22 protein-coding genes are annotated in these 19,931 nt (G+C 54.2%); 5 read left to right on the top strand and 17 right to left on the bottom strand.

Annotated elements, in window-relative coordinates:
* Window positions 1-17 precede the first annotated feature (17 nt).
* The gene (gene yfcF, locus ACHHZ6_RS03305) at window positions 18-662 is read right to left on the bottom strand and encodes a glutathione transferase (protein ID WP_395121724.1); all 645 of its coding nucleotides are present in this window, start codon (window positions 660-662) and stop codon (window positions 18-20) included.
* A gap of 139 nt (window positions 663-801) precedes the next feature.
* Here yfcF and yfcG point away from each other — a divergent pair, with 139 nt between their 5' ends.
* The 4 genes from yfcG to ACHHZ6_RS03325 all read left to right on the top strand — a co-directional run bounded on the left by yfcG (window position 802) and on the right by ACHHZ6_RS03325 (window position 3,351).
* Window positions 802-1,431 (top strand): GSH-dependent disulfide bond oxidoreductase, encoded by a 630-nt coding sequence (yfcG, locus tag ACHHZ6_RS03310; protein WP_182272149.1) that lies wholly within the window; start codon window positions 802-804, stop codon window positions 1,429-1,431.
* 75 nt (window positions 1,432-1,506) lie between these two features.
* Complete coding sequence (folX, locus tag ACHHZ6_RS03315; protein ID WP_182272150.1) at window positions 1,507-1,875, top strand: dihydroneopterin triphosphate 2'-epimerase; 369 nt, start codon at window positions 1,507-1,509, stop codon at window positions 1,873-1,875.
* Window positions 1,876-1,888: 13 nt separating this feature from the next.
* Window positions 1,889-2,782, top strand: coding sequence for a TIGR01777 family oxidoreductase (locus tag ACHHZ6_RS03320; protein WP_182272151.1), 894 nt, complete (start codon window positions 1,889-1,891; stop codon window positions 2,780-2,782).
* Between the two features lie 59 nt (window positions 2,783-2,841).
* Window positions 2,842-3,351 carry a GNAT family N-acetyltransferase gene (locus ACHHZ6_RS03325; protein WP_182274550.1) on the top strand — a complete coding sequence of 170 codons (510 nt, stop codon included), beginning with the start codon at window positions 2,842-2,844 and terminating at the stop codon, window positions 3,349-3,351.
* A gap of 91 nt (window positions 3,352-3,442) precedes the next feature.
* Here ACHHZ6_RS03325 and hisP read toward each other — a convergent pair whose 3' ends face one another.
* From hisP to pdxB, 15 genes are all read right to left on the bottom strand, one after another.
* A complete protein-coding gene (gene hisP / locus ACHHZ6_RS03330; RefSeq protein WP_182274551.1) occupies window positions 3,443-4,216 on the bottom strand; it encodes a histidine ABC transporter ATP-binding protein HisP in 774 nt (257 codons plus the stop codon).
* 8 nt (window positions 4,217-4,224) lie between these two features.
* Entirely contained in the window at window positions 4,225-4,941 is a 717-nt protein-coding gene (locus ACHHZ6_RS03335; RefSeq protein WP_182272152.1) for an ABC transporter permease, read from the bottom strand.
* Window positions 4,938-5,624 carry a histidine ABC transporter permease HisQ gene (locus tag ACHHZ6_RS03340; RefSeq protein ID WP_182272153.1) on the bottom strand — a complete coding sequence of 229 codons (687 nt, stop codon included), beginning with the start codon at window positions 5,622-5,624 and terminating at the stop codon, window positions 4,938-4,940. The genes ACHHZ6_RS03335 and ACHHZ6_RS03340 overlap by 4 nt, the downstream gene beginning before the upstream one ends.
* Window positions 5,625-5,712: 88 nt before the next feature.
* Window positions 5,713-6,495, bottom strand: coding sequence for a histidine ABC transporter substrate-binding protein HisJ (hisJ, locus tag ACHHZ6_RS03345; protein ID WP_182272154.1), 783 nt, complete (start codon window positions 6,493-6,495; stop codon window positions 5,713-5,715).
* A 242-nt stretch (window positions 6,496-6,737) separates the two neighbouring features.
* Window positions 6,738-7,520, bottom strand: coding sequence for a lysine/arginine/ornithine ABC transporter substrate-binding protein ArgT (gene argT / locus ACHHZ6_RS03350; RefSeq protein WP_196390258.1), 783 nt, complete (start codon window positions 7,518-7,520; stop codon window positions 6,738-6,740).
* 290 nt (window positions 7,521-7,810) lie between these two features.
* Complete coding sequence (locus ACHHZ6_RS03355; RefSeq protein WP_182272156.1) at window positions 7,811-8,380, bottom strand: UbiX family flavin prenyltransferase; 570 nt, start codon at window positions 8,378-8,380, stop codon at window positions 7,811-7,813.
* 89 nt (window positions 8,381-8,469) lie between these two features.
* Window positions 8,470-9,987: an amidophosphoribosyltransferase gene (gene purF / locus ACHHZ6_RS03360; protein ID WP_182272157.1), complete on the bottom strand. Its 1,518-nt coding sequence runs from the start codon at window positions 9,985-9,987 to the stop codon at window positions 8,470-8,472.
* Window positions 9,988-10,023: 36 nt separating this feature from the next.
* Window positions 10,024-10,512, bottom strand: a complete 489-nt coding sequence (gene cvpA, locus ACHHZ6_RS03365; RefSeq protein ID WP_182918711.1) for a colicin V production protein — start codon at window positions 10,510-10,512, stop codon at window positions 10,024-10,026.
* A 165-nt stretch (window positions 10,513-10,677) separates the two neighbouring features.
* The gene (gene dedD / locus ACHHZ6_RS03370; protein WP_182272159.1) at window positions 10,678-11,379 is read right to left on the bottom strand and encodes a cell division protein DedD; all 702 of its coding nucleotides are present in this window, start codon (window positions 11,377-11,379) and stop codon (window positions 10,678-10,680) included.
* Window positions 11,369-12,637 carry a bifunctional tetrahydrofolate synthase/dihydrofolate synthase gene (folC, locus tag ACHHZ6_RS03375; RefSeq protein WP_395121725.1) on the bottom strand — a complete coding sequence of 423 codons (1,269 nt, stop codon included), beginning with the start codon at window positions 12,635-12,637 and terminating at the stop codon, window positions 11,369-11,371. Before folC ends, dedD begins: the two co-directional genes overlap by 11 nt.
* A gap of 70 nt (window positions 12,638-12,707) precedes the next feature.
* The gene (gene accD / locus ACHHZ6_RS03380; RefSeq protein WP_114977626.1) at window positions 12,708-13,613 is read right to left on the bottom strand and encodes an acetyl-CoA carboxylase, carboxyltransferase subunit beta; all 906 of its coding nucleotides are present in this window, start codon (window positions 13,611-13,613) and stop codon (window positions 12,708-12,710) included.
* A gap of 154 nt (window positions 13,614-13,767) precedes the next feature.
* Window positions 13,768-14,427, bottom strand: a complete 660-nt coding sequence (locus ACHHZ6_RS03385) for a DedA family protein (protein ID WP_182272161.1) — start codon at window positions 14,425-14,427, stop codon at window positions 13,768-13,770.
* Between the two features lie 27 nt (window positions 14,428-14,454).
* Window positions 14,455-15,267 carry a tRNA pseudouridine(38-40) synthase TruA gene (truA, locus tag ACHHZ6_RS03390; RefSeq protein ID WP_182918713.1) on the bottom strand — a complete coding sequence of 271 codons (813 nt, stop codon included), beginning with the start codon at window positions 15,265-15,267 and terminating at the stop codon, window positions 14,455-14,457.
* Window positions 15,267-16,280 (bottom strand): aspartate-semialdehyde dehydrogenase, encoded by a 1,014-nt coding sequence (locus tag ACHHZ6_RS03395; RefSeq protein WP_182272163.1) that lies wholly within the window; start codon window positions 16,278-16,280, stop codon window positions 15,267-15,269. The genes truA and ACHHZ6_RS03395 overlap by 1 nt, the downstream gene beginning before the upstream one ends.
* A 66-nt stretch (window positions 16,281-16,346) precedes the next feature.
* Window positions 16,347-17,483, bottom strand: coding sequence for a 4-phosphoerythronate dehydrogenase PdxB (gene pdxB / locus ACHHZ6_RS03400; protein ID WP_395121726.1), 1,137 nt, complete (start codon window positions 17,481-17,483; stop codon window positions 16,347-16,349).
* Window positions 17,484-17,596: 113 nt separating this feature from the next.
* Between pdxB and flk the strand changes: the two genes are divergently transcribed.
* Window positions 17,597-18,601, top strand: coding sequence for a flagella biosynthesis regulator Flk (gene flk, locus ACHHZ6_RS03405; protein WP_182272165.1), 1,005 nt, complete (start codon window positions 17,597-17,599; stop codon window positions 18,599-18,601).
* Between the two features lie 59 nt (window positions 18,602-18,660).
* Here flk and ACHHZ6_RS03410 read toward each other — a convergent pair whose 3' ends face one another.
* Complete coding sequence (locus tag ACHHZ6_RS03410; RefSeq protein WP_182272166.1) at window positions 18,661-19,839, bottom strand: MFS transporter; 1,179 nt, start codon at window positions 19,837-19,839, stop codon at window positions 18,661-18,663.
* Window positions 19,840-19,931: the final 92 nt, after the last annotated feature.

The raw sequence follows: 19,931 nt of genomic DNA on the forward strand, positions 1-19,931 counted from the left end.
TGAAGCGCCAGGGCTTATCAGCCCGCACGCTTAGCGGAGAGTGCCACATAGCGTTGTACTGACGCACGCTGCCACTGGAATGTCGCATAATCCACCAGCAGTTGCGGAACCTCGTCACCGTTGAGGATCAGGCGGTTGAGCATCAGTGCCAGATCGGTATCGGCAATGCACCATTCCCCGAATAAATTCGGATTGCCGTGCGCCAGCAAAGAGGCCGCAGTATCAATCAACTTTTGCGCACTGACAACACCGTCTGCGCTAAGGGCGGGCTTTTTCACCCCGGCAAACACAACGTCAGTGGAACGTTCGACGCGGATCGGCATCAGATCGCTACGCAGCCACGCCTGGATCTGACGCGCCCGGGCACGCTTTTGCAGATCGTGGGGGTAAATCCGCTCCCACTCCGGCGGCGCAAAACGATCTTCAAGATACTCATCAATCGCTGAAGATTCACTCAGCTCAAAACCGTCAATTTCCAGCACCGGTACGCGCCGGGTCAGAGCATAACCCTGCCACTGCGGTTTCAGGTGTTCTCCACCGTCCAGATCGACGGTTTTCAGGGTAAATGTCAGCCCCTTTTCGGCCAGTGCCACATAAACACTCATAACATAGGGTGAAAAGAAATTCGCATCGGACCACAACGTGATAACAGGCTGGTTCATAACATCCTCATCGGCTGATCGGTTTTTACTCAACATATATTCTCTTTGCGTCGCTGTCACTTGATGAAAACTCACGATTTACACCAGACACCTATACTCATTTTTATGGCATCACTTTTTGTTCTGACAGGAGTTGAGAATGATCGACCTCTATTACGCGCCAACCCCAAACGGCCATAAAATCACCCTTTTTCTTGAAGAAGCAGAACTGGAATACCGGATCATCAGCGTCGATATCAGCAAAGGCGATCAGTTCAGACCCGTTTTTCTGGCGATATCACCCAATAATAAAATCCCGGCCATTATTGATAACCTGCCTGCCGATGGCGGCAGACCGTTAAGCCTGTTTGAGTCCGGGGAGATTTTGCTCTATCTGGCGGAGAAAACCGGTAAATTGCTGAGTGGGGAACTGCGCGAACGTCACCACACGCTGCAGTGGCTCTTCTGGCAGTCAAGCGGCCTGGGGCCGATGCTGGGGCAAAACCACCACTTTACCGCCTTCGCCCCGCAGCCAATCCCTTATGCTATCGAGCGCTATCAGGTTGAAACCCAGCGGCTGTACGGCGTGTTGAACCGTCGTCTGGAGAAAACGCCGTGGCTCGGGGGCGATCATTACAGCATTGCCGATATCGCCTGCTGGCCGTGGATTAACACTCATGAACGCCACCGTATCGATCTCGCTGCTTATCCTGCCGTGAATAACTGGTTTGAACGTATCCGGACACGTCCTGCGACCGAACGTGCCATGCAAAAAATCCAGCAGATTTAGTCCTTAACCCGGTTGGGCACATACGATGACCTCATGTATTATGAGGCGGAAATACTGACACGGAGAAGACCTGCAATGTCGCAACATGACGCTATTATTCGTATAAAAAACTTACGCTTACGTACGTTCATTGGTATCAAAGACGAAGAGATCGCCAACCGTCAGGATATCGTGCTGAATGTGGTGATCCATTACCCGGCAGACAAAGCGCGCGCCAGTGAGGACATCAATGACGCGCTGAATTACCGCACCATTACCAAAAGCATCATTCAGTATGTTGAAAACAACCGCTTCTCTTTGCTGGAAAAATTAACTCAGGATGTGCTCGATATCGCACGTGAACATCACTGGGTCACTTATGCTGAAGTAGAGATCGATAAACTTCACGCCCTGCGTTACGCTGACTCCGTCTCCATGACGTTAAGCTGGCAACGCCAGGCGTAAACCTGGAGGTTGTATGAAGATTCTGCTGACTGGCGGTACCGGCCTGATTGGTTGCCATCTCATTCCACGCCTGCAAGCATTGCACCACGACATCACCGTGGTCACGCGCAGCCCGGAAAAAGCACGTCAGTTGCTGGGTGTGGGTATCGACATCTGGAAAAGTCTGGCAGAACTGCAGAATCTGGACGGCTTTGACGCCGTCATCAACCTCGCAGGCGAGCCCATCGCCGACAAACGCTGGACGGAAGAGCAAAAACAGCTGTTGTGCAGCAGCCGCTGGAATATCACGGAAAGGCTGGTTGAGCTTATCCGTAACAGCCACACTCCGCCGTCGGTGCTCATTTCTGGCTCGGCTGCGGGATACTACGGCGATCTCGGTGAAGTGGTGGTAACCGAAGATGAGCCACCCCACAACGAATTTACCCATAAACTCTGCGCCCAGTGGGAACGCATCGCCTGCGCTGCACAAAGCGACAAAACCCGCGTCTGCCTGCTACGTACTGGCGTCGTCCTTTCCCCGAAAGGTGGCATTCTGACAAAGATGCTTCCCCTCTTTAAACTCGGCCTCGGCGGGCCAATCGGCAATGGTCGCCAGTATCTCGCCTGGATCCATATCGACGATATGGTAAACGGCATTCTCTGGCTACTGGATAACGATCTGAGCGGGCCTTTTAATATGGTGTCGCCGTACCCGGTGCGTAATGAACAGTTTGCTCACTCACTGGGGCATGCCCTGCATCGCCCGGCGATTTTGCGCGTACCTGCCACGGTGATCCGCCTGATGATGGGCGAAGCCTCGGTGCTGGTGCTGGGTGGACAGCGCGCGCTGCCAAAACGGCTGGAAGCGGCCGGGTTTGCGTTTCGCTGGTATGACTTAGAAGAAGCGCTGGAGGATGCGGTGGGTTAAAGCCCACCTTTGGGTATGCTACAGTGATACGCCACACTCTCTCGCAAGGCAGCGTAATGATGGCAACCATCACCACATCCCGGCTTCATCTCACCCCGTTCGAACCTTCTGACTGGGCGTTCTTCCGTTCGCTGCGCGAAGACCGTGCCATCATGCGCTATATGGCTGCCATCGCCCCGGAAAAAGAGACCCGACGCCTGTTCGCTGCGCGTCTGGCTGCCCCGCATATTTTTGTGATCCGTTTTCGCAATGCTGGAACCCCGCTTGGCGATATTGGCCTGCAAATCAGCACAGAGAACCGTGAGGAAGCGGATATTGGTTACACCGTTGTACCTGCCGCACAGGGAAAAGGGATCGCCAGCGAGGCACTGCGCGCGGTGTGTGACTACGCCTTTAACCAGGCGGGTGTTAAAGCGGTTAACGCGTATGTGCTGGCAGATAACCGCGGGTCGGTACGGGTGCTGGAGAAAGCGGGTTTTGTGCGCACGCAGGTACTGGAAAAAGCATATGAGATTGATGGCGTGCGGTATGACGACTGGGTATATCGGCTGGAGTGTGGTGCGGTTTGATGCCCTCACTCCAGCCCTCTCCCACAGGGAGAGGGAGAAAACCACCGGGCGACCACCCCTCTCCCACAGGGAGAGGGAAGAAGGGCAAAACCTACTTCAACGACCCTTTCAGGAACTGCTGCAAGCGAGGGCTTTGCGGGTTGGCTAACACCTCATCCGGATGCCCCTGCTCTTCGATTTTGCCCTGATGCAGGAAGATGACGTGGTTTGAGACGTTACGGGCAAAGCCCATTTCGTGTGTCACCACCACCATCGTTTTTCCCTCTTCGGCCAGTTTTTGCATGATACGCAGCACTTCGCCAACGAGCTCAGGGTCAAGCGCGGAAGTCGGCTCATCAAACAGCAACACTTCTGGCTCCATCGCCAGCGCACGAGCGATAGAAACACGCTGCTGCTGACCGCCGGAGAGATGCACCGGGTATTTTATCTGCTGGCGTTCGTCAATGCCCACCTTCGCCAGGTATTTCACCGCACGTTCGCGGGCTTCCTGCTTGCTTAAGCCCAGCACCTGAACCGGTGCTTCCATCACGTTCTCCAGCACCGTCATGTGGCTCCAGAGGTTGAAGTGCTGGAACACCATCGTCAGGCGAGTGCGCAGCAGGCGCAGCTGATTCTTATCTGCCACCTTCAACTGGCCGTCTTTATCACGTACCAGGTTGATGTTCTGCCCGCTCACCACAATGGAGCCTTCACTCGGTTTCTCGAGGAAGTTAATGCAGCGCAGGAACGTACTTTTACCGGAACCCGATGAGCCGATAATACTGATTACATCGCCCGCATTAGCCTGCAGCGACACCCCTTTCAGCACTTCATGTTCGCCGTAGCGTTTGTGCAAATCAATAACGTTTAATTTGTTCTCAGCCATCATCTTTCTCAGTGCGTCGAAGAAGGTTTTATATGCTGCAACCAGCGTTTTTCAGCCTTACGGAACAGGCTAATGAGGACATATGAAATAATCAAATAAAGCACTGCCGCAATGCCAAACGCGGTAAATGGCTGATAGGTTGCGGAGTTAATGTCACGGGCGATTTTGAGCAGATCCGGCACCGTCGCGGTAAAGGCCAGCGCAGTGGAGTGCAGCATCAGAATCACTTCGTTACTGTAGGCAGGCAGCGCAATGCGCAGCGCCGACGGCAGAATGATGCAACGGTAAAGTTTCACCGACGAGAAGCCATACGCGCGCGCCGCTTCAATTTCACCATAAGGTACAGAACGAATGGCCCCGGCGAAAATCTCGGTGGTGTAGGCGCAGGTATTGAGCGTTAACGCCAGTACCGTACAGTTCAGGCCACTGCGGAAGAACGCGTTCAGCATCTCAGTGCCTTTCACAATCTCCAGCGTGTACATCCCCGAATAGAACACCAGCAGTTGCACGTACAGCGGTGTACCGCGAAACACATAGGTGAACAGCCAGATCGGGAAGCGGATAAATTTATTGTTCGACACCCGGCCAATGGCAAGAAACACTGCCAGAATGCCGCCCATCGCCACGGAAGAAATCAGCAGCCACAGCGTAATGGCCACGCCGGTAAAGCGATAGCCATCTGTCCACAGCAGGGATTTCCAGTATTCCTGAATAATCTCAATCACAGGTCAGCCCTCTTCACACCCACGGAGTAGCGACGTTCGAGCAGAAGCAGCACACCATTGGAGACGGTCGTAAAGACCAGATAGATAGCGCCACATACCACCGCAAAGTAGAACGGTTCCCAGGTACTCTTGCCTGCAAGCTGGGTCGCTTTTACGACATCTTCCAGGCCGAGCAGAGAAACCAGCGCCGTCGCCTTGAGGATAACCTGCCAGTTATTGCCGATACCCGGCAACGCATAGCGCATCATGGCCGGGAACATAATCCGGCGAAACGTCTGTGAGGAGGTGAAACCAAACGCAGTCGCTGCTTCAATGTGCCCTTTCGGCACGGCCATGTAAGCACCGCGGAAAGTTTCCGTGAAGTACGCACCGTAGATAAAACCGAGGGTAATAATACCGGCCACCATTGGGTCGATATCAATTTGCTCCATGCCAATAGCGTCAGTGATACCATTAAGCGCAATCTGCAAACCGTAAAAGATTAGCAGCATCAGCACCAGGTCAGGAACACCGCGAATCAGCGTGGTATAGCCTTCAAAAATGAGCGCCAGCGGTTTATTTGCCGACAACTTCGCCCCCGCGCCCGCCAGGCCTATCAGCACCGCCAGTACCACGGAGCTGATAGCCAGCTCAAGGGTGACAAGCGCGCCCTGTAAAATAACGCCAGAAAATCCGTACAGCATACCGCGTGCCCTGTCGTATCGTGAGTGGTGGAACCGTGTCTTTTCCCCTCCCAAAACGGGAGGGGCCGCACGTTATTTGACGGGGTGATTAGCCGCCGTAAACATTAAAATCGAAATATTTTTTTGCCAGCTTGTCGTAAGTGCCGTCAGCGCGCATTTCTGCAAACGCCTTGTTCAGCGCTTCACGCAGTTCGTTGTCCTCTTTGCGCAGACCCATACCGGTGCCTACACCAAACAGTTTCACGTCCTTAATGGACGGCCCACCGAACTTGTAATCTTTACCCACAGGCTGTTTCAGGAAACCTTCGCTTGCTGCAACTTCATCCTGGAATGCGGCATCGATACGGCCTGCCGTCAGGTCAGAGTAGATGTTTTCCTGGCCCTGATAAGAGACGATTTCAATGCCCTTCGGTGCCCAGTGTTCGTTGCCGTATGTTTCCTGCGTCGTACCCTGCAGCACGCCCACGCGCTTACCTTTCAGCGATTCAATTGTTGGCTGAATGTTGGATGCGTTAGCCACGACCAGACGAGAATCCGCTGCGTAGAGTTTGTCGGTAAAGGCAATCTCTTGCTGGCGTTTTTCGGTGATGGAAAGAGAGGACATAATCACGTCGATTTTTTTGGCTTTCAGCGACGGGATCAGCGCATCCAGTGGGTTCTCAACGTAGGTACATTGTGCTTTGATGCGTTTGCACAGTTCATTGGCCAGATCAATGTCAAAACCAACCAGTTCACCCTTCGCATTTTTCGATTCGAACGGGGCATAGGTAGGATCAGTACCAATACGAATTTTCTGCGGAATAGCGGCAAACGCCGCCGTCATGCTGGAAACAGCCAACACCAGCGAAAGAGACAACATCAGTTTTTTCATATACATCCTCAACAGACTGGATTCTTACGGGATTTTTTACTACGACGGGGTGCCGTTAATGTGCCATTAATCCCCTTATTAAGGCAAAAGATAATGCCCAATCATTGGGAGTTTTTGCACTATAAATGCTTAACTATGCACTTAAAGAACAATTAATAGCCAACCACGCACCATAATGGCTCACCTGCACCCGCAATGCACCATGACAGACAGCCATCATGGTGCATTCCCGTCAGTAACGATTAGTCACCGTATACGTTGAAGTCGAAGTATTTCTTCGCCAGTTTGTTGTAGGTACCGTCTTTGCGCAGCTCAGCAAAGGCTTTGTCAAAGGCGGCTTTCAGCTCGGTATCGTCTTTACGCAGGCCAATACCGGTGCCGTCACCAAAGTATTTTTTGTCTTTCACGGACGGGCCAGCAAAGGCATAGTCTTTGCCTGCTGGCTGTTTCAGGAAGCCTTCGCTCGCGGCAACTTCATCCTGGAACGCGGCATCCAGACGGCCTGCGGCCAGGTCAGAGTAAATCAGATCCTGGTTCTGGTAAGCCACCACATCTACACCCTTCTCACGCCAGTTTGCGTTGGCATAACCTTCCTGGGTAGACCCCTGGAGAACGCCCACATGCTTGCCTTTCAGCGAGTCGATGGTTGGCTTAATCGGAGAGCCTTTTACAGCAATCAGACGAGAATCTGCCGCGTAGAGTTTGTCAGAGAAGGCAATCTCCTGCTGACGTTTTTCGGTGATGGAGAGAGAAGAGATAATGGCGTCGATTTTTTTGGCTTTCAGCGACGGGATTAATGCGTCAAAGTCACTGCCCACCCATGTGCATTTTACCGCAATGCGTTTGCACATCTCATTTCCCAGATCGATATCAAACCCAACGAAATCGCCTTTTGCATCTTTGGAAGAGAATGGCGCATAAGTTGCGTCTGTACCGATACGAACTGTCTGTGGAAGTGCTGCATAGCTACCTGCTGCTGCACTTAACCCCACGAGCAAAGACAGAGCCAGAACCGTCTTCTTCATACATTTACCCTCAAGTACCGTGATTTTATTATGTATTGTGTTGTGTGTTGTGTTGCAGGCTTCTCTTGCAGGTCTTATGCCACATTGCCGTCTGGTCAAAAAATCGACGTTAAATATGTTAATAAAACGTTGCGATATTGCCTTAATGGTGAAAGATAGCAGGTCTACCGAACGAACCGGAAAGAGAAAAAGGGAAAAAGCGAATTAAATGTCGAGGATATGATCGCGGTTGCAGTTTTGCCCTGAAACAGGGCAACTTGTTTTTTCATGCACTCACATTGTGCACAAAATCAGGCTCCCTGCCAGCGGGTAAAGAGGTCTTCCGGCAGGTCGATATCAAACTGATCCAGCACGCGGTTAACGGTCTGGTTAATCACCTCATCCAGCGTTTGCGGACGGTGATAGAACGCCGGTACCGGCGGCATGATCACCGCGCCCAGCTCGGCGGCCTGAGTCATTAAGCGCAGGTGTCCCAGGTGCAGCGGCGTTTCCCGCACGCACAACACCAGCGGGCGACGCTCTTTCAGCACCACATCTGCCGCGCGTGTTACCAGCGTGTCGGTATAGCTGTTGACAATGCCGGAGAGCGTTTTGATGGAACAGGGCAGGATCACCATGCCGGCCGTTTTAAACGAGCCAGAGGAGATGCTGGCGGCGATATCACGGGCATCGTGTACCACATCGGCCAGAGACTGAACATCGCGCAGGGAAAAATCGGTTTCGAGGGAGAGCGTCTGACGCGCCGCCTGGCTCATCACCAGATGCGTTTCCACTTCTGCTACGTCACGCAGTACCTGCAACAGACGTACGCCGTAAATCGCGCCGCTGGCACCGCTGATCCCTACAATGAGTCGTTTCATGATTTTTGCCCTTGCTGATTTCAGGGCTGACTGTGCAGGATTTTCCGGGGAGTTGCAAGTGAGGGCATTAGCCCTCACTTGCAAAGGCATTAGCCTTCGTTGTGCATCTCTAAGCTTTCAAGATCGTTTTGCAGCTGAACGGCTTTTGCATCGTCGTTACGCAGCGAATCCAGATAGTCGAGATACTGCTGGTCAACGTCTTTGGTCACGTAAATACCGTTAAACACGGAGCATTCGAACTGCTGAATATCCGGGTTCTCGGCACGCACCGCGTCGATCAGATCGTTCAGATCCTGGAAAATCAGGCCATCTGCACCGATGATTTGGCGAATTTCATCCACTTCACGGCCATGCGCAATCAGCTCGTTAGCCGTTGGCATATCAATGCCATACACGTTCGGGAAACGAATTTCCGGCGCTGCGGAGGCCAGGTACACTTTCTTCGCACCGGCTTCACGTGCCATCTCGATGATCTGCTCAGAAGTCGTGCCGCGCACGATGGAGTCGTCCACCAGCAGCACGTTCTTGTCGCGGAATTCTGCACGGTTGGCGTTCAGTTTACGACGCACGGACTTACGGCGTAGCTGCTGGCCCGGCATGATAAAGGTACGGCCAACGTAGCGGTTTTTCACGAAGCCCTGACGGTATGGCTTATCCAGAATACGGGCGATTTCCAGCGCGATATCGCAGGAAGTTTCCGGGATAGGAATAACCACGTCGATATCCAGATCGTCCCATTCGCGGGCAATCTTCTCGCCCAGTTTGGTGCCCATGTTTACACGCGCGCTATAGACGGAGATCTTGTCGATAAACGAGTCCGGACGAGCGAAGTAGACGTATTCGAACAGGCATGGGTTGCTGACCGGGTTATCGGCACACTGGCGGGTAAACAGCTGGCCCTTCTCAGTGATGTAGACCGCTTCGCCTGGCGCGACGTCACGCAGGAATTCAAAGCCCAGGGTATCCAGTGCCACGCTTTCAGAGGCAACCATATATTCAGTACGGCCGTCACCGAGGTCGCGCTTACCGAGCACCAGAGGACGAATACCGTTTGGATCGCGGAAAGCTACCATGCCGTGACCGATAATCATCGCCACGCAGGCGTAGGCACCACGGATCTGACGGTTAGTCGCAGCAACGGCAGCAAAAATGTTGTCTGCTTCCAGCGGATAGTGACGGAAGTTATCCAGCTCACTGGCAAAGATATTGAGCAGGATTTCAGAATCAGACGTGGTGTTAATGTGGCGACGTTTCTCTTCAAACAGCTTTCTGCGCAGCTCGTGGGCGTTAGTCAGGTTGCCATTGTGGGCAAGCGTGATGCCATACGGAGAGTTAACGTAGAAAGGCTGAGCCTCAGAGGCGCTGGAACTGCCAGCAGTAGGGTAACGAACGTGACCAATCCCCATATTACCTTGCAGACGCTGCATATGGCGGGCTTCAAACACATCGTTTACCAGGCCATTCGCCTTACGTAAACGGAAGCAGTTGTTTGCATCAATGGTGATGATACCCGCAGCATCCTGCCCACGGTGCTGAAGCACCGTTAACGCGTCATAAATAGACTGGTTTACCGGCATGAAACCGGCGATACCGACAATACCGCACATTCGTCTTTTCCTCGTTAAGCCACATCTCAGAGCACACTAGGCTCTGGGCAAGAAACTCGACGAGCTTTGCAGATAGTCAAAGAACCATCTGATGATGAAGCTGAACTCTGGAATGAGCTGCGATTTCTGCCAGTCTTCACTTTTTGCAAAACCGGTGAAGGTATCCAGGAAGAACAGTATCGCGGCCACAATCAGCACGCCTCGCAACGCCCCGAAACAGATCCCGAGCACCCTGTCCGTTCCTGACAGACCGGTTTTCTCGACCAGCTGACTTATCACGTAATTCACGATAGCGCCAACAATCAGCGTCGCGATAAACAGCACCGCGATGGCGATTCCATTTCGGACCAGTTCATCTTCAAAGCCCGTGAACCAGACAGACAGGTAAGTGTAGTAATGACTGGCAACAAAGAAAGCACAACCCCATGTCACCAGCGATAACGCTTCACGAACAAAGCCACGGATCAGGCTAACCAGACAGGAAAAACCAATCACCGCAATGATGGCGTAATCAATCCAGACCATATGTGTCCCACGATTTAACGCCCTGTCATCCAGTTCGGGGCGAATTCTAACAGAAAAAGAAAACGTTTGCGTAGGGATTTCCTTCCCGCGCGTAAATAAAAAAGGCGCTGAAAAAATACTCAACGCCACTGGCTTTTTGCGTCTCTGTGGACGCCTGCCTTAACCTCAGTTCACGCTGTAGTTCATCACCACACCGCTCAGACCGGAGATCTGCTTCAGCTCGCCAAGCGAACCTTTCAGCTTATCTTTAGAGGCTTCCGGCCCCACGAGGATACGGGTAATTTTACCCTGCACCGGTGTGGAAGGTGAAGTGTAAACACGATACCCCGCGCCACGCAGCTTACCCACGACCTCGTTGACTTTATCAGCATTTTTCAGCGCACCAAGCTGCACAACGTAGGCTTTACCTGCGGGTGCAGCCTCCTGCTGGGCCGGTTTTGCCGGAGGTGGCGTCTCTGCTGCGGCAGCCAGCTGCTCGGTGGTTTTATCACGCTGCGCTTTCGGCTGCGGTTTGTCGACCGGTTTCGGTTTTTCAACAGGTTTAGGCTGTTCAACCGGAGCGGGCACAGGATCGATATCGTTGTTATTACCTGCCGCCAGACGAGACGGATCGAGCGACGGTGCAGCGGCATCGCCCGCACGCACTTCTTCCGCTGCGCCTTCCGGCGGCTGAGCAGGAAGCGCCTGTGTCGCCGCCGGGAGCATATCTGGCTCGTCGCGATCGCCCGGTTTTGGTACCAGCGGGATTGCCGCAAATTCATCCTGGTAATGCTTTTTCTGCCCGTCGAGCAGACCCGGGAGAATAATCACCCCCAGCGCAACCAGCACAATCGTTCCTGTCAGACGGTTCTGAAACTTACTTGCCACCGGTTCTCCCCGCGTCCATCGCTTCCATGACATGTGCCACCGTGTGGAACGACCCACACACCAGCACGGTATCTTCTGGTTTAGCATCTGCCATTGCAGCATGCCAGGCCTGAGCCACGCTATTGTAGATTTCGCCTTTGCTGAGATGTTCCATCAGCTCTTCAGCCGTCGCGCCGCGTGGCCCCTCCAGAGGAGCACAATACCAGCTATCGACCACACTCTCCATGCAGGCCAGCGTGCCGCCGATATCTTTATCATGAAGCATACCGATAACCGCCAGTACACGCCCGGTTTTTGGTAACGATTTGAGACGCCCTGCGAGATATGCCGCCGCATGCGGGTTATGCGCCACATCCAGGATAAGACGTGGTGATTCGCTGACAATCTGGAAGCGTCCCGGCAGAACCGCGCTCTGAATGCCGTCGCGGATTGCCTGTTCGCTCACCGCAAGCGAACTTGCACGTAGCGCCGCCAGAGCGGTCGCCGCGTTAGGCAGTGGCACCTGCGGCAACGGCAGGTTGTCCAGCACACCCTGGGCATCGGTAAAGCGCCAGCCGTTGGCGTTAACATCATATTGCCAGTCAACATTGCGGCGCAGCAGCAACGCGCCCTTCTCTTTTGCCACCTCAGCAATTGTGTGTGGCATATCCGGCTCACCGACCACGGCGGGTTTACCGGTGCGGAAAATACCGGCTTTCTCACGGCCAATGCTTTCACGGTCTGGCCCCAGCCAGTCGGTATGATCCAGCGCGATACTGGATACAACGGAGACATCCGCATCCACCATGTTGGTCGCATCAAGACGCCCGCCGAGACCCACTTCCAGAATCACCACATCCAGCTGCGCCTGTTTAAACAGCCACAGCGCTGAAAGCGTACCGTATTCAAAATAGGTTAATGAAATCTCACCGCGCGCCGCTTCAATTTCTGCGAATGACGCCGTATGTGCAGACTCCGGCAGCTCAGTATTTTGCACGCGAACACGCTCGGTATAACGCACCAGATGCGGAGAGCTGTACACACCGACCTTATACCCTGCGGCCATCAGGATAGCTTCCAGCGTGCGGCAGGTCGTGCCTTTACCGTTAGTACCCGCAACGGTAAACACGAAAGGCGCGGGTTTCAGCACATCAAGACGCGCGGCGACCTGGCTTACGCGCTCAAGCCCCATATCAATGGTTTTACTGTGCAGGTTTTCCAGATAAGAAAGCCACGCGGCCAGGGGCGACGTGGCTTGGGGAATGCGTTTATTTTCCATGATGCCCGGTTGTCATTAACAGTTTAGAAAGCAAAAGGGCAGCGCCATCCGGCCCTGCCCTTTTCAGTTATCAGGCCTCGGGTTCCTGATCCGGTACGACTACGCCTTCGCGCGGCTCATCCGGGTTCGGCGCGGGCAGATTCATCAGCTTCGCCAGGATACTTGCCAGTTTCAGGCGCATTTCCGGGCGGCGAACGATCATATCGATAGCGCCTTTCTCAATGAGGAACTCGCTGCGCTGGAAGCCCGGCGGCAGTTTTTCACGTACGGTTTGTTCGATTACGCGAGGACCAGCAAAGCCGATCAGCGCTTTTGGTTCAGCGATGTTCAGATCGCCCAGCATCGCGAAGCTTGCAGAGACGCCACCCATTGTCGGGTCGGTCAGTACGGAGATGTACGGCAGACCACGCTCCTGCATTTTCGCCAGCGCTGCAGAGGTTTTCGCCATCTGCATCAGAGACATCAGCGCTTCCTGCATACGTGCACCACCAGAGGCGGAGAAGCAGATCAGCGGACAGTTGTCTTCCAGTGCTTGCTCAACGGCACGCACAAAGCGAGCACCAACGACAGAGCCCATTGAGCCACCCATAAAGGAGAACTCAAACGCGGCGGCCACCACCGGCATCTCGTGCAGGGTGCCTTTCATCACAATCAGGGCGTCTTTCTCGCTGGTCTCTTTCTGCGCAGAGGCCAGACGATCTTTGTATTTCTTGGAATCACGGAACTTCAGCACGTCTTTCGGCTCAAGTTCGCTGCCCAGTTCTACCAGAGAACCTTCGTCCAGCAGGCTATGCAGGCGATTACGCGCCGACATGCGCATGTGGTGGTCACATTTCGGACACACCTCAAGATTGCGTTCCAGTTCCGCGCGGTACAGAACCTGGCCGCAGCTATCACACTTCGTCCACACCCCTTCAGGAATACTCGCTTTACGCGTCGGGGTTATGTTGCTTTTAATTCGTTCAATCCAGCTCATTGATAACCTTTCTGCCTGAACCTGGTCGTATGCCAGTTTTGCTATAAGAGGCGAATAATGCCATTTTTGCCTCCAACAGACCATGAATGTTGCACATTAAAACATAACAGCCCGAAACTTTGGATAAAAAAGTGGTCGAACCGCCAGTACGCACTTATTTCGCTTGTTTGGCTGCCGCACGTTTGTGACGAATAATCTCGATGACGCCGGGCAAAATGGAAAGCACAATAATAGCTACAATCAGTAACTTAAGGTTTTCCTGAACCACAGGGAGATCGCCAAACAGGTAGCCTGCATAGGTAAACAGCAGCACCCACAGCAATGCGCCGACAACGTTGAATGCCGCAAAGTGACGATAGGACATATGTCCCATTCCCGCCACAAACGGAGCAAATGTACGCACAATAGGCACAAATCGCGCAAGGATAATGGTCTTGCCGCCGTGGCGCTCATAAAATGCGTGGGTTTTATCTAAGTAGCTACGACGGAAAATTTTCGAGTTCGGATTACTGAATAGCCGATCGCCAAACACGCGTCCAATCGTGTAGTTGACCGCATCACCGACAATCGCAGCAATGACCATCAGCACCACCATCATATGCACATTCAGATCATTAGTTGGCAGTGCAGACAACGCACCGGCCACGAACAGCAGCGAATCTCCTGGCAGGAACGGGGTAACAACCAGCCCGGTCTCACAGAACAGAATGAGGAACAGGATGGCATAAACCCAGACGCCATACTGTGCGACCAGTTCGGCCAGGTGAACATCAATATGCAGAATAAAATCAATAAGAAAACGTATTAAATCCATATTGTTTAAACCTTAATTGCACCGTGTTTAGTCCGCCAGGAAAAGCGGACCCATTGGCGGTTTTGGAAGTTCGAACCGTTCCGGATAATCCACCGAGACCAGATACAACCCTTCCGCTTTCGCCGTAGCTGCTGCAAGCGTTCTGTCCTTCGCCGCCAGCAGTTCTGCAATCCAGCTCTCCGGCTGGTGTCCGGCACCCACTTCCATCAGGCTGCCCACAATATTCCGAACCATATGATGTACAAAGGCATTGGCTTTGATATCCACCACCACATACGCGCCAAAACGGCTGACGTTTATGTGCATGACGTTACGCCACGGCGTGCGGGACTGACACTGCACCGCACGAAACGACGTAAAGTCATTTTCACCAATCAGACACTGCGCCGCACGATGCATACGTTCTGCATCAAGCGGTTCATAAAAATGCGTCACGCCCTGGCTTAACACCGCCGGACGCAGGCGCTGATTGTAGATAACGTAGCGGTAACGGCGCGCGGTGGCGCTGAAACGCGCATGAAAATCATCGGGGACATCTTTAACCCAACGTACCGCGATGTCTCCAGGTAAATTCGCATTAACACCCAGCGTCCACGCAGCGTCTTTGCGCATTGCGGTGGTTTCAAAGTGAACCACCTGGCCGGTACCGTGCACGCCGGCGTCCGTGCGCCCGGCGCAGAGAACGCTTATCGGCTCATTCGCCACCTGAGAGAGCGCTTTTTCCAGTTTTTCCTGAACACTGCGCACCTCATTCTGACGCTGCCAGCCATAATATTTACTGCCATCGTACTCAATACCGAGGGCAATTTTATGGACAAGCTTTTGTTCCACGTCGGACATCAGTACAGGTACTCCTGCACCAGTTTTTCCGCAATTTTGACCGCCATCAGCGCACCACCAAAGCGAACGTTGTCGGCAACCGACCAGAACTGAACCTGCTCCGGCATACCGTAATCGTTGCGTACACAGCCGACGGAAAGATGCGCACTACCGGTCGCATCGCCAACCTGGGTTGGGAACTCGCTCTCTTCAGACAGCACGATGTCTTCGCCACGGGCAAACGCATCACGCGCCTCTTCTGCCGCCAGAGGACGCAGCGCTTCAAAGCTCACCATCTGCGCATGACCGTAAAAGACGGGTGACTGCACAACGCTCGCGGAGATCATCAGACCATCATCCTGCAGAATTTTGCGGGCTTCATCGACGATACGGCGCTCTTCACGTACAGAACCCTGGTTGTCCGGCAGCAACGGCAGCATGTTGAATGCCAGCTGACGACCAAAGAAATCGTCTTCATCAATCGGGATACCGTTCAGCAGCTTTGCGCTCTGCCCTGCCAGCGCATCGACAGCTTTTTTACCGTGCGCGGAAGCTGACAGCAGGCTGGTCACGGTAATACGCGACAGGCCACCGTCATCGATCAACGGTTTCAGCGCGGTAAGCAGTTGGCTGGTCAGGCTGTCCGGTACCGCAATGATGTTGCGGTTACGGTAGTCAGTCAGAACGAATGGATTCACATCCGGCACAACCAGAGGAACATCCGGCTCCATTGAGAACAGGCCGCTTAAATCAATCACCAGACAGCCCGCGTTGGTCGCTTCTTCGCAGTAAGAAGCCGTGGCCTCAACGCCCGCAGCAAAGAACGCCAGCTGCACCTGCGTCCAGTCAAATTCAGCCGCATCCTGAACCATGACGGATTTACCGCCAAAACGCAGATGTTCACCGGCGCTGTCAGTGCGCGCCAGTGCAAAAATTTCACCCACCGGGAACTGACGCTCAGCAAGGGTTTCGAGCAGGGCTTCACCCACGGCACCCGTGGCCCCCAATATGGCAATGTTCCAGCCTTCAGACATGGTGGTTACTCCAGAAATAAAAAAGCGTCCCTGCCGGAGTATCCGACAGGGAGCATTAAGAAGACATTAACGTACCGGGTGATGAACGGCGTTAAAACCCAGTTTATGCAGCAATGACGCAGCCTGGGCATCATCGCAAATAACATACAGGGAAGACCATTCGCGACGTTCAAGATAATTCTTGCGCAGCTTGTCAAATTCGCCCGGAATACCCGCTGATTTACGCAGCAGCGCATCATCGCGGCGCACATCATACACCAAATGCACCAGCCTTTTCAGCGTTGCCTCGTCGAGGGGACCATGAAGGGTAATACGGCCAAATTCAGGCGCGGGTAATAGTGTATCCAGCGCCACCTGTTGCGGATGGCCGATAAAGGCGCTGTAGGCCTCAAAGACCTGGGTGGTGCCACGCGCTTTACCTTCGAGGGTATAACCCGCAATATGCGCGGTACCGACGTCCACCTTGTTAAGCAGCGCAACGTTGAGATCCGGCTCCGGCTCCCAGACGTCCAGTACCACGCTGAGATCCTGCCCTTCTTCCAGACATTTCAGCAGCGCGGCGTTATCAACCACCGGGCCACGGCAGGCATTTATCAGAATAGTGCCAGGCTTCAGACAACGGATCAGGGTTTCGTCGGCGAGGTGCAGAGACTTGTACGGCCCCTCTTTGAACAGCGGCGTGTGGAAAGTGATCACATCGCACTGCTCAACCAGCTCGTCCAGCGAACGGAAGTCCACGTCATCGCCGTTATCTTTACGCGGCGGGTCGCACAGCAACGTGCGAATACCTAATGCATCAAGGCGCTTTTGCAGGCGTCCGCCCACGTTACCCACACCGACAATACCGACAGTGCGGTCTTTCAGCGCAAAACCATCACGCTCGGCCAGCATCAACAGGGAGGAGAAAACATATTCCACAACGGCAATGGCGTTACAGCCAGGTGCAGCTGAAAAACCAATCCCCGCCTGCTTAAGCCATGTGTCATCCACATGATCCGTCCCTGCCGTTGCCGTCCCGACGAACTTAATCGCTTTGCCGGAGAGCAACGCCTCATTTACTTTAGTCACCGAGCGCACCATCAGTGCATCTGCGTCATCCAGTTCGCTTACCGGGATCGGGCGACCAGGGACAGCCTTAACGTTACCGAGGCGGCTAAACAACTCGCGCGCGTAAGGCATATTTTCATCAACGAGGATTTTCACGTCTGAGTACCTGTTTGAGAGGAAGAAAACCCATCAAGTGTGCCATAATCTCGCCGCCAGGCATATAACTATGCCGGGTTTACGCAGAGTTTTGACTTTAAGGATTTTTGACGATGCAGCCCATTTCAGGTACGCCGCCGCGCCCCCCAGGCGATGGCCCCGTAACGCCCAACATCGCAGGCGAACAGCCACTTTCCACGCAACAGCGCACCGTGCTGGAGCGGTTGATCACGCGTCTGATTGCGCTGACTTCGCAGCAAAATGCGGAAGTGTGGGCCGGCGTGAAGCACGATCTGGGCGTGAGGAACGATGCACCGCTACAGTCGCGTCATTTCCCCGCTGCCGAGCAAAACCTGAACCAGCGTATTAACACCGCGCAGCAAAATCACACCACCCGCCAGATTGTCTCGCAGCTGACCGAGCTGTTAGGCCAGGGCAATAACCGCCAGGCAGTGAGTGATTTTATTCGTCAACAGTACGGCCATACTGCGCTGAGCCAGCTTACGCCGGAACAGTTGAAAACCGTGCTGACGCTGCTACAAAGCAATCAACTTTCTATTCCGCAGCCGCAGCAACGCCCGGCAACTGAACGTCCGCTGCTGCCTGCCGAGCACAACACGCTCAAGCAGATGGTGACCAAACTGGCCGCCGCCACCGGCGAGCCGACGAAGCTCATCTGGCAATCCATGCTGGAGCTTTCGGGTGTGAAAGAGGGCGAGATGATCCCGGCAAAACAGTTTGCGCATCTGGTCACCTGGCTCCAGGCACGCCAGACGCTCAGCACCCAGAATACCCCTACCCTGCATACGGTACAGGCCGCGCTGAAACAGCCGCTGGAGCCACACGAGTTTGAAACGATACGGGATTACGCTCAGCAAACCTGGCAGGCCACACCGCAAACGGTGCTGACCACCGCGCAGGTGCAGGATTTACTGAATCAGATCTTTGTCCGCCGCACCGAGCGCGAAGGCGGTGTGCCGGAAGTGCGGAACATTCAGCCAATCTACAGCCCACTGTTTGCGCCGGTTGTGGAAACCTTCAGGACACTGTCTGCTCGTCCGGGGCTGATGTTTATTGCGTTGATGATTGCGCTGGTTATTTTCTGGCTGGTTGCGTAAAGCACCTACGGTTCATGCTTTTGTAGGCCCGGTGAGCACAGCGCCACCGGGCAGAAAAACTAAACGCTACGAAACGCGACCAGCGTTACCACAATCCCGACAACCGCAGAGACCGCCCCCGCGAGGAAGACTGACGGGTAGCCAAACGACGTGGCTAACAGTCCTGCCAGCGGTCCGGTTACCCCGTATGAGATATCCTGAAACGCTGCATAGCCGCCAAGCGCGGTACCACGTACCTGCGGGGCCACGCGCTTCACTACTTCAACACCAAGCGCCGGGAAGATTAACGAACAACCACAGCCGGTCAATGCCGCACCGAGCAGCGCAACCGACGCGACGGGGGCCTGCCACAGCAGTACCAGGCCGATCGTCTCAATCACCAGCGAAGCCACTGCCACCTTCACACCGCCAAAACGATCCGGCATCCAGCCGAACAGCACACGCATCAGCACAAACGCACCACCAAACGCGGTGAGCGTAAAACCTGCCATTGCCCAGCCACGGCTCATAAAATACAAAGAGACGAAGGTACCAATCACCGCAAAGCCTACGCCCTGGAGCGCCAGACCCAGACCCGGCTGCCAGATTTGACCAACCACGCGCCACAGAGAAGGTCGCTCACCTTTATGCGCGGGCACTTTACGTACCGAACCATTAAACGCCCAGGCCAGCAGCGGCAGTACCATCGTGGTACCTGCCAGCGCCGCAAAACCAAACTGGCTGTGGATCAACAAACCCAGCGGCGCACCTGCCGCCAGTGCGCCATAGATGGCCATTCCGTTCCAGGACATCACCTTACCTGAACGCGTGGGGCCAACCAGCCCCATTCCCCAGGTCAGGGTGCCGGTCAGCAGCTGGCTTTCGCCGAAGCCGAGGATTAAACGCCCCACCACCAGCAGCGCAAATTTATAAGCAGTATCTACCGGCAAAAGTGCGGCCAGCAGCCATGCCCCACCCGCCAGACCGCAGGCGAACATGCCCTGCAGGGCTGAGCGTTTTGCACCATGCTGATCCGCCAGACGTCCGGCGTATCCCCGGGTTAAAACCGTGGCTAAAAACTGAATACCGACAGCAACGCCGACCAGAGTGTTGCCATAGCCCAGTTCCTGGTGAACGAACAGCGGGATCACCGGCAGCGGCAAGCCCACAGTCATGTAGGTCAGGAATACCGCAAAGGCGATACGAAACAGCGAGATATTCGCTGAAGAGGGTGTTTCTGTTTGAGTGACTACAGTCATGCTTTACTCCGAAATGAAGAGTAAGGCGGGGAAATGCCACGCCCCCTCTGCCTGATTATCAGGATTAAGGTGCGTTGGTTGACGTTAAACGC

Source organism: Enterobacter cloacae complex sp. 2024EL-00214 (genome assembly GCF_043945575.1).
In the GTDB taxonomy this organism is placed as follows: Bacteria; Pseudomonadota; Gammaproteobacteria; order Enterobacterales; family Enterobacteriaceae; genus Enterobacter; species Enterobacter cloacae_P.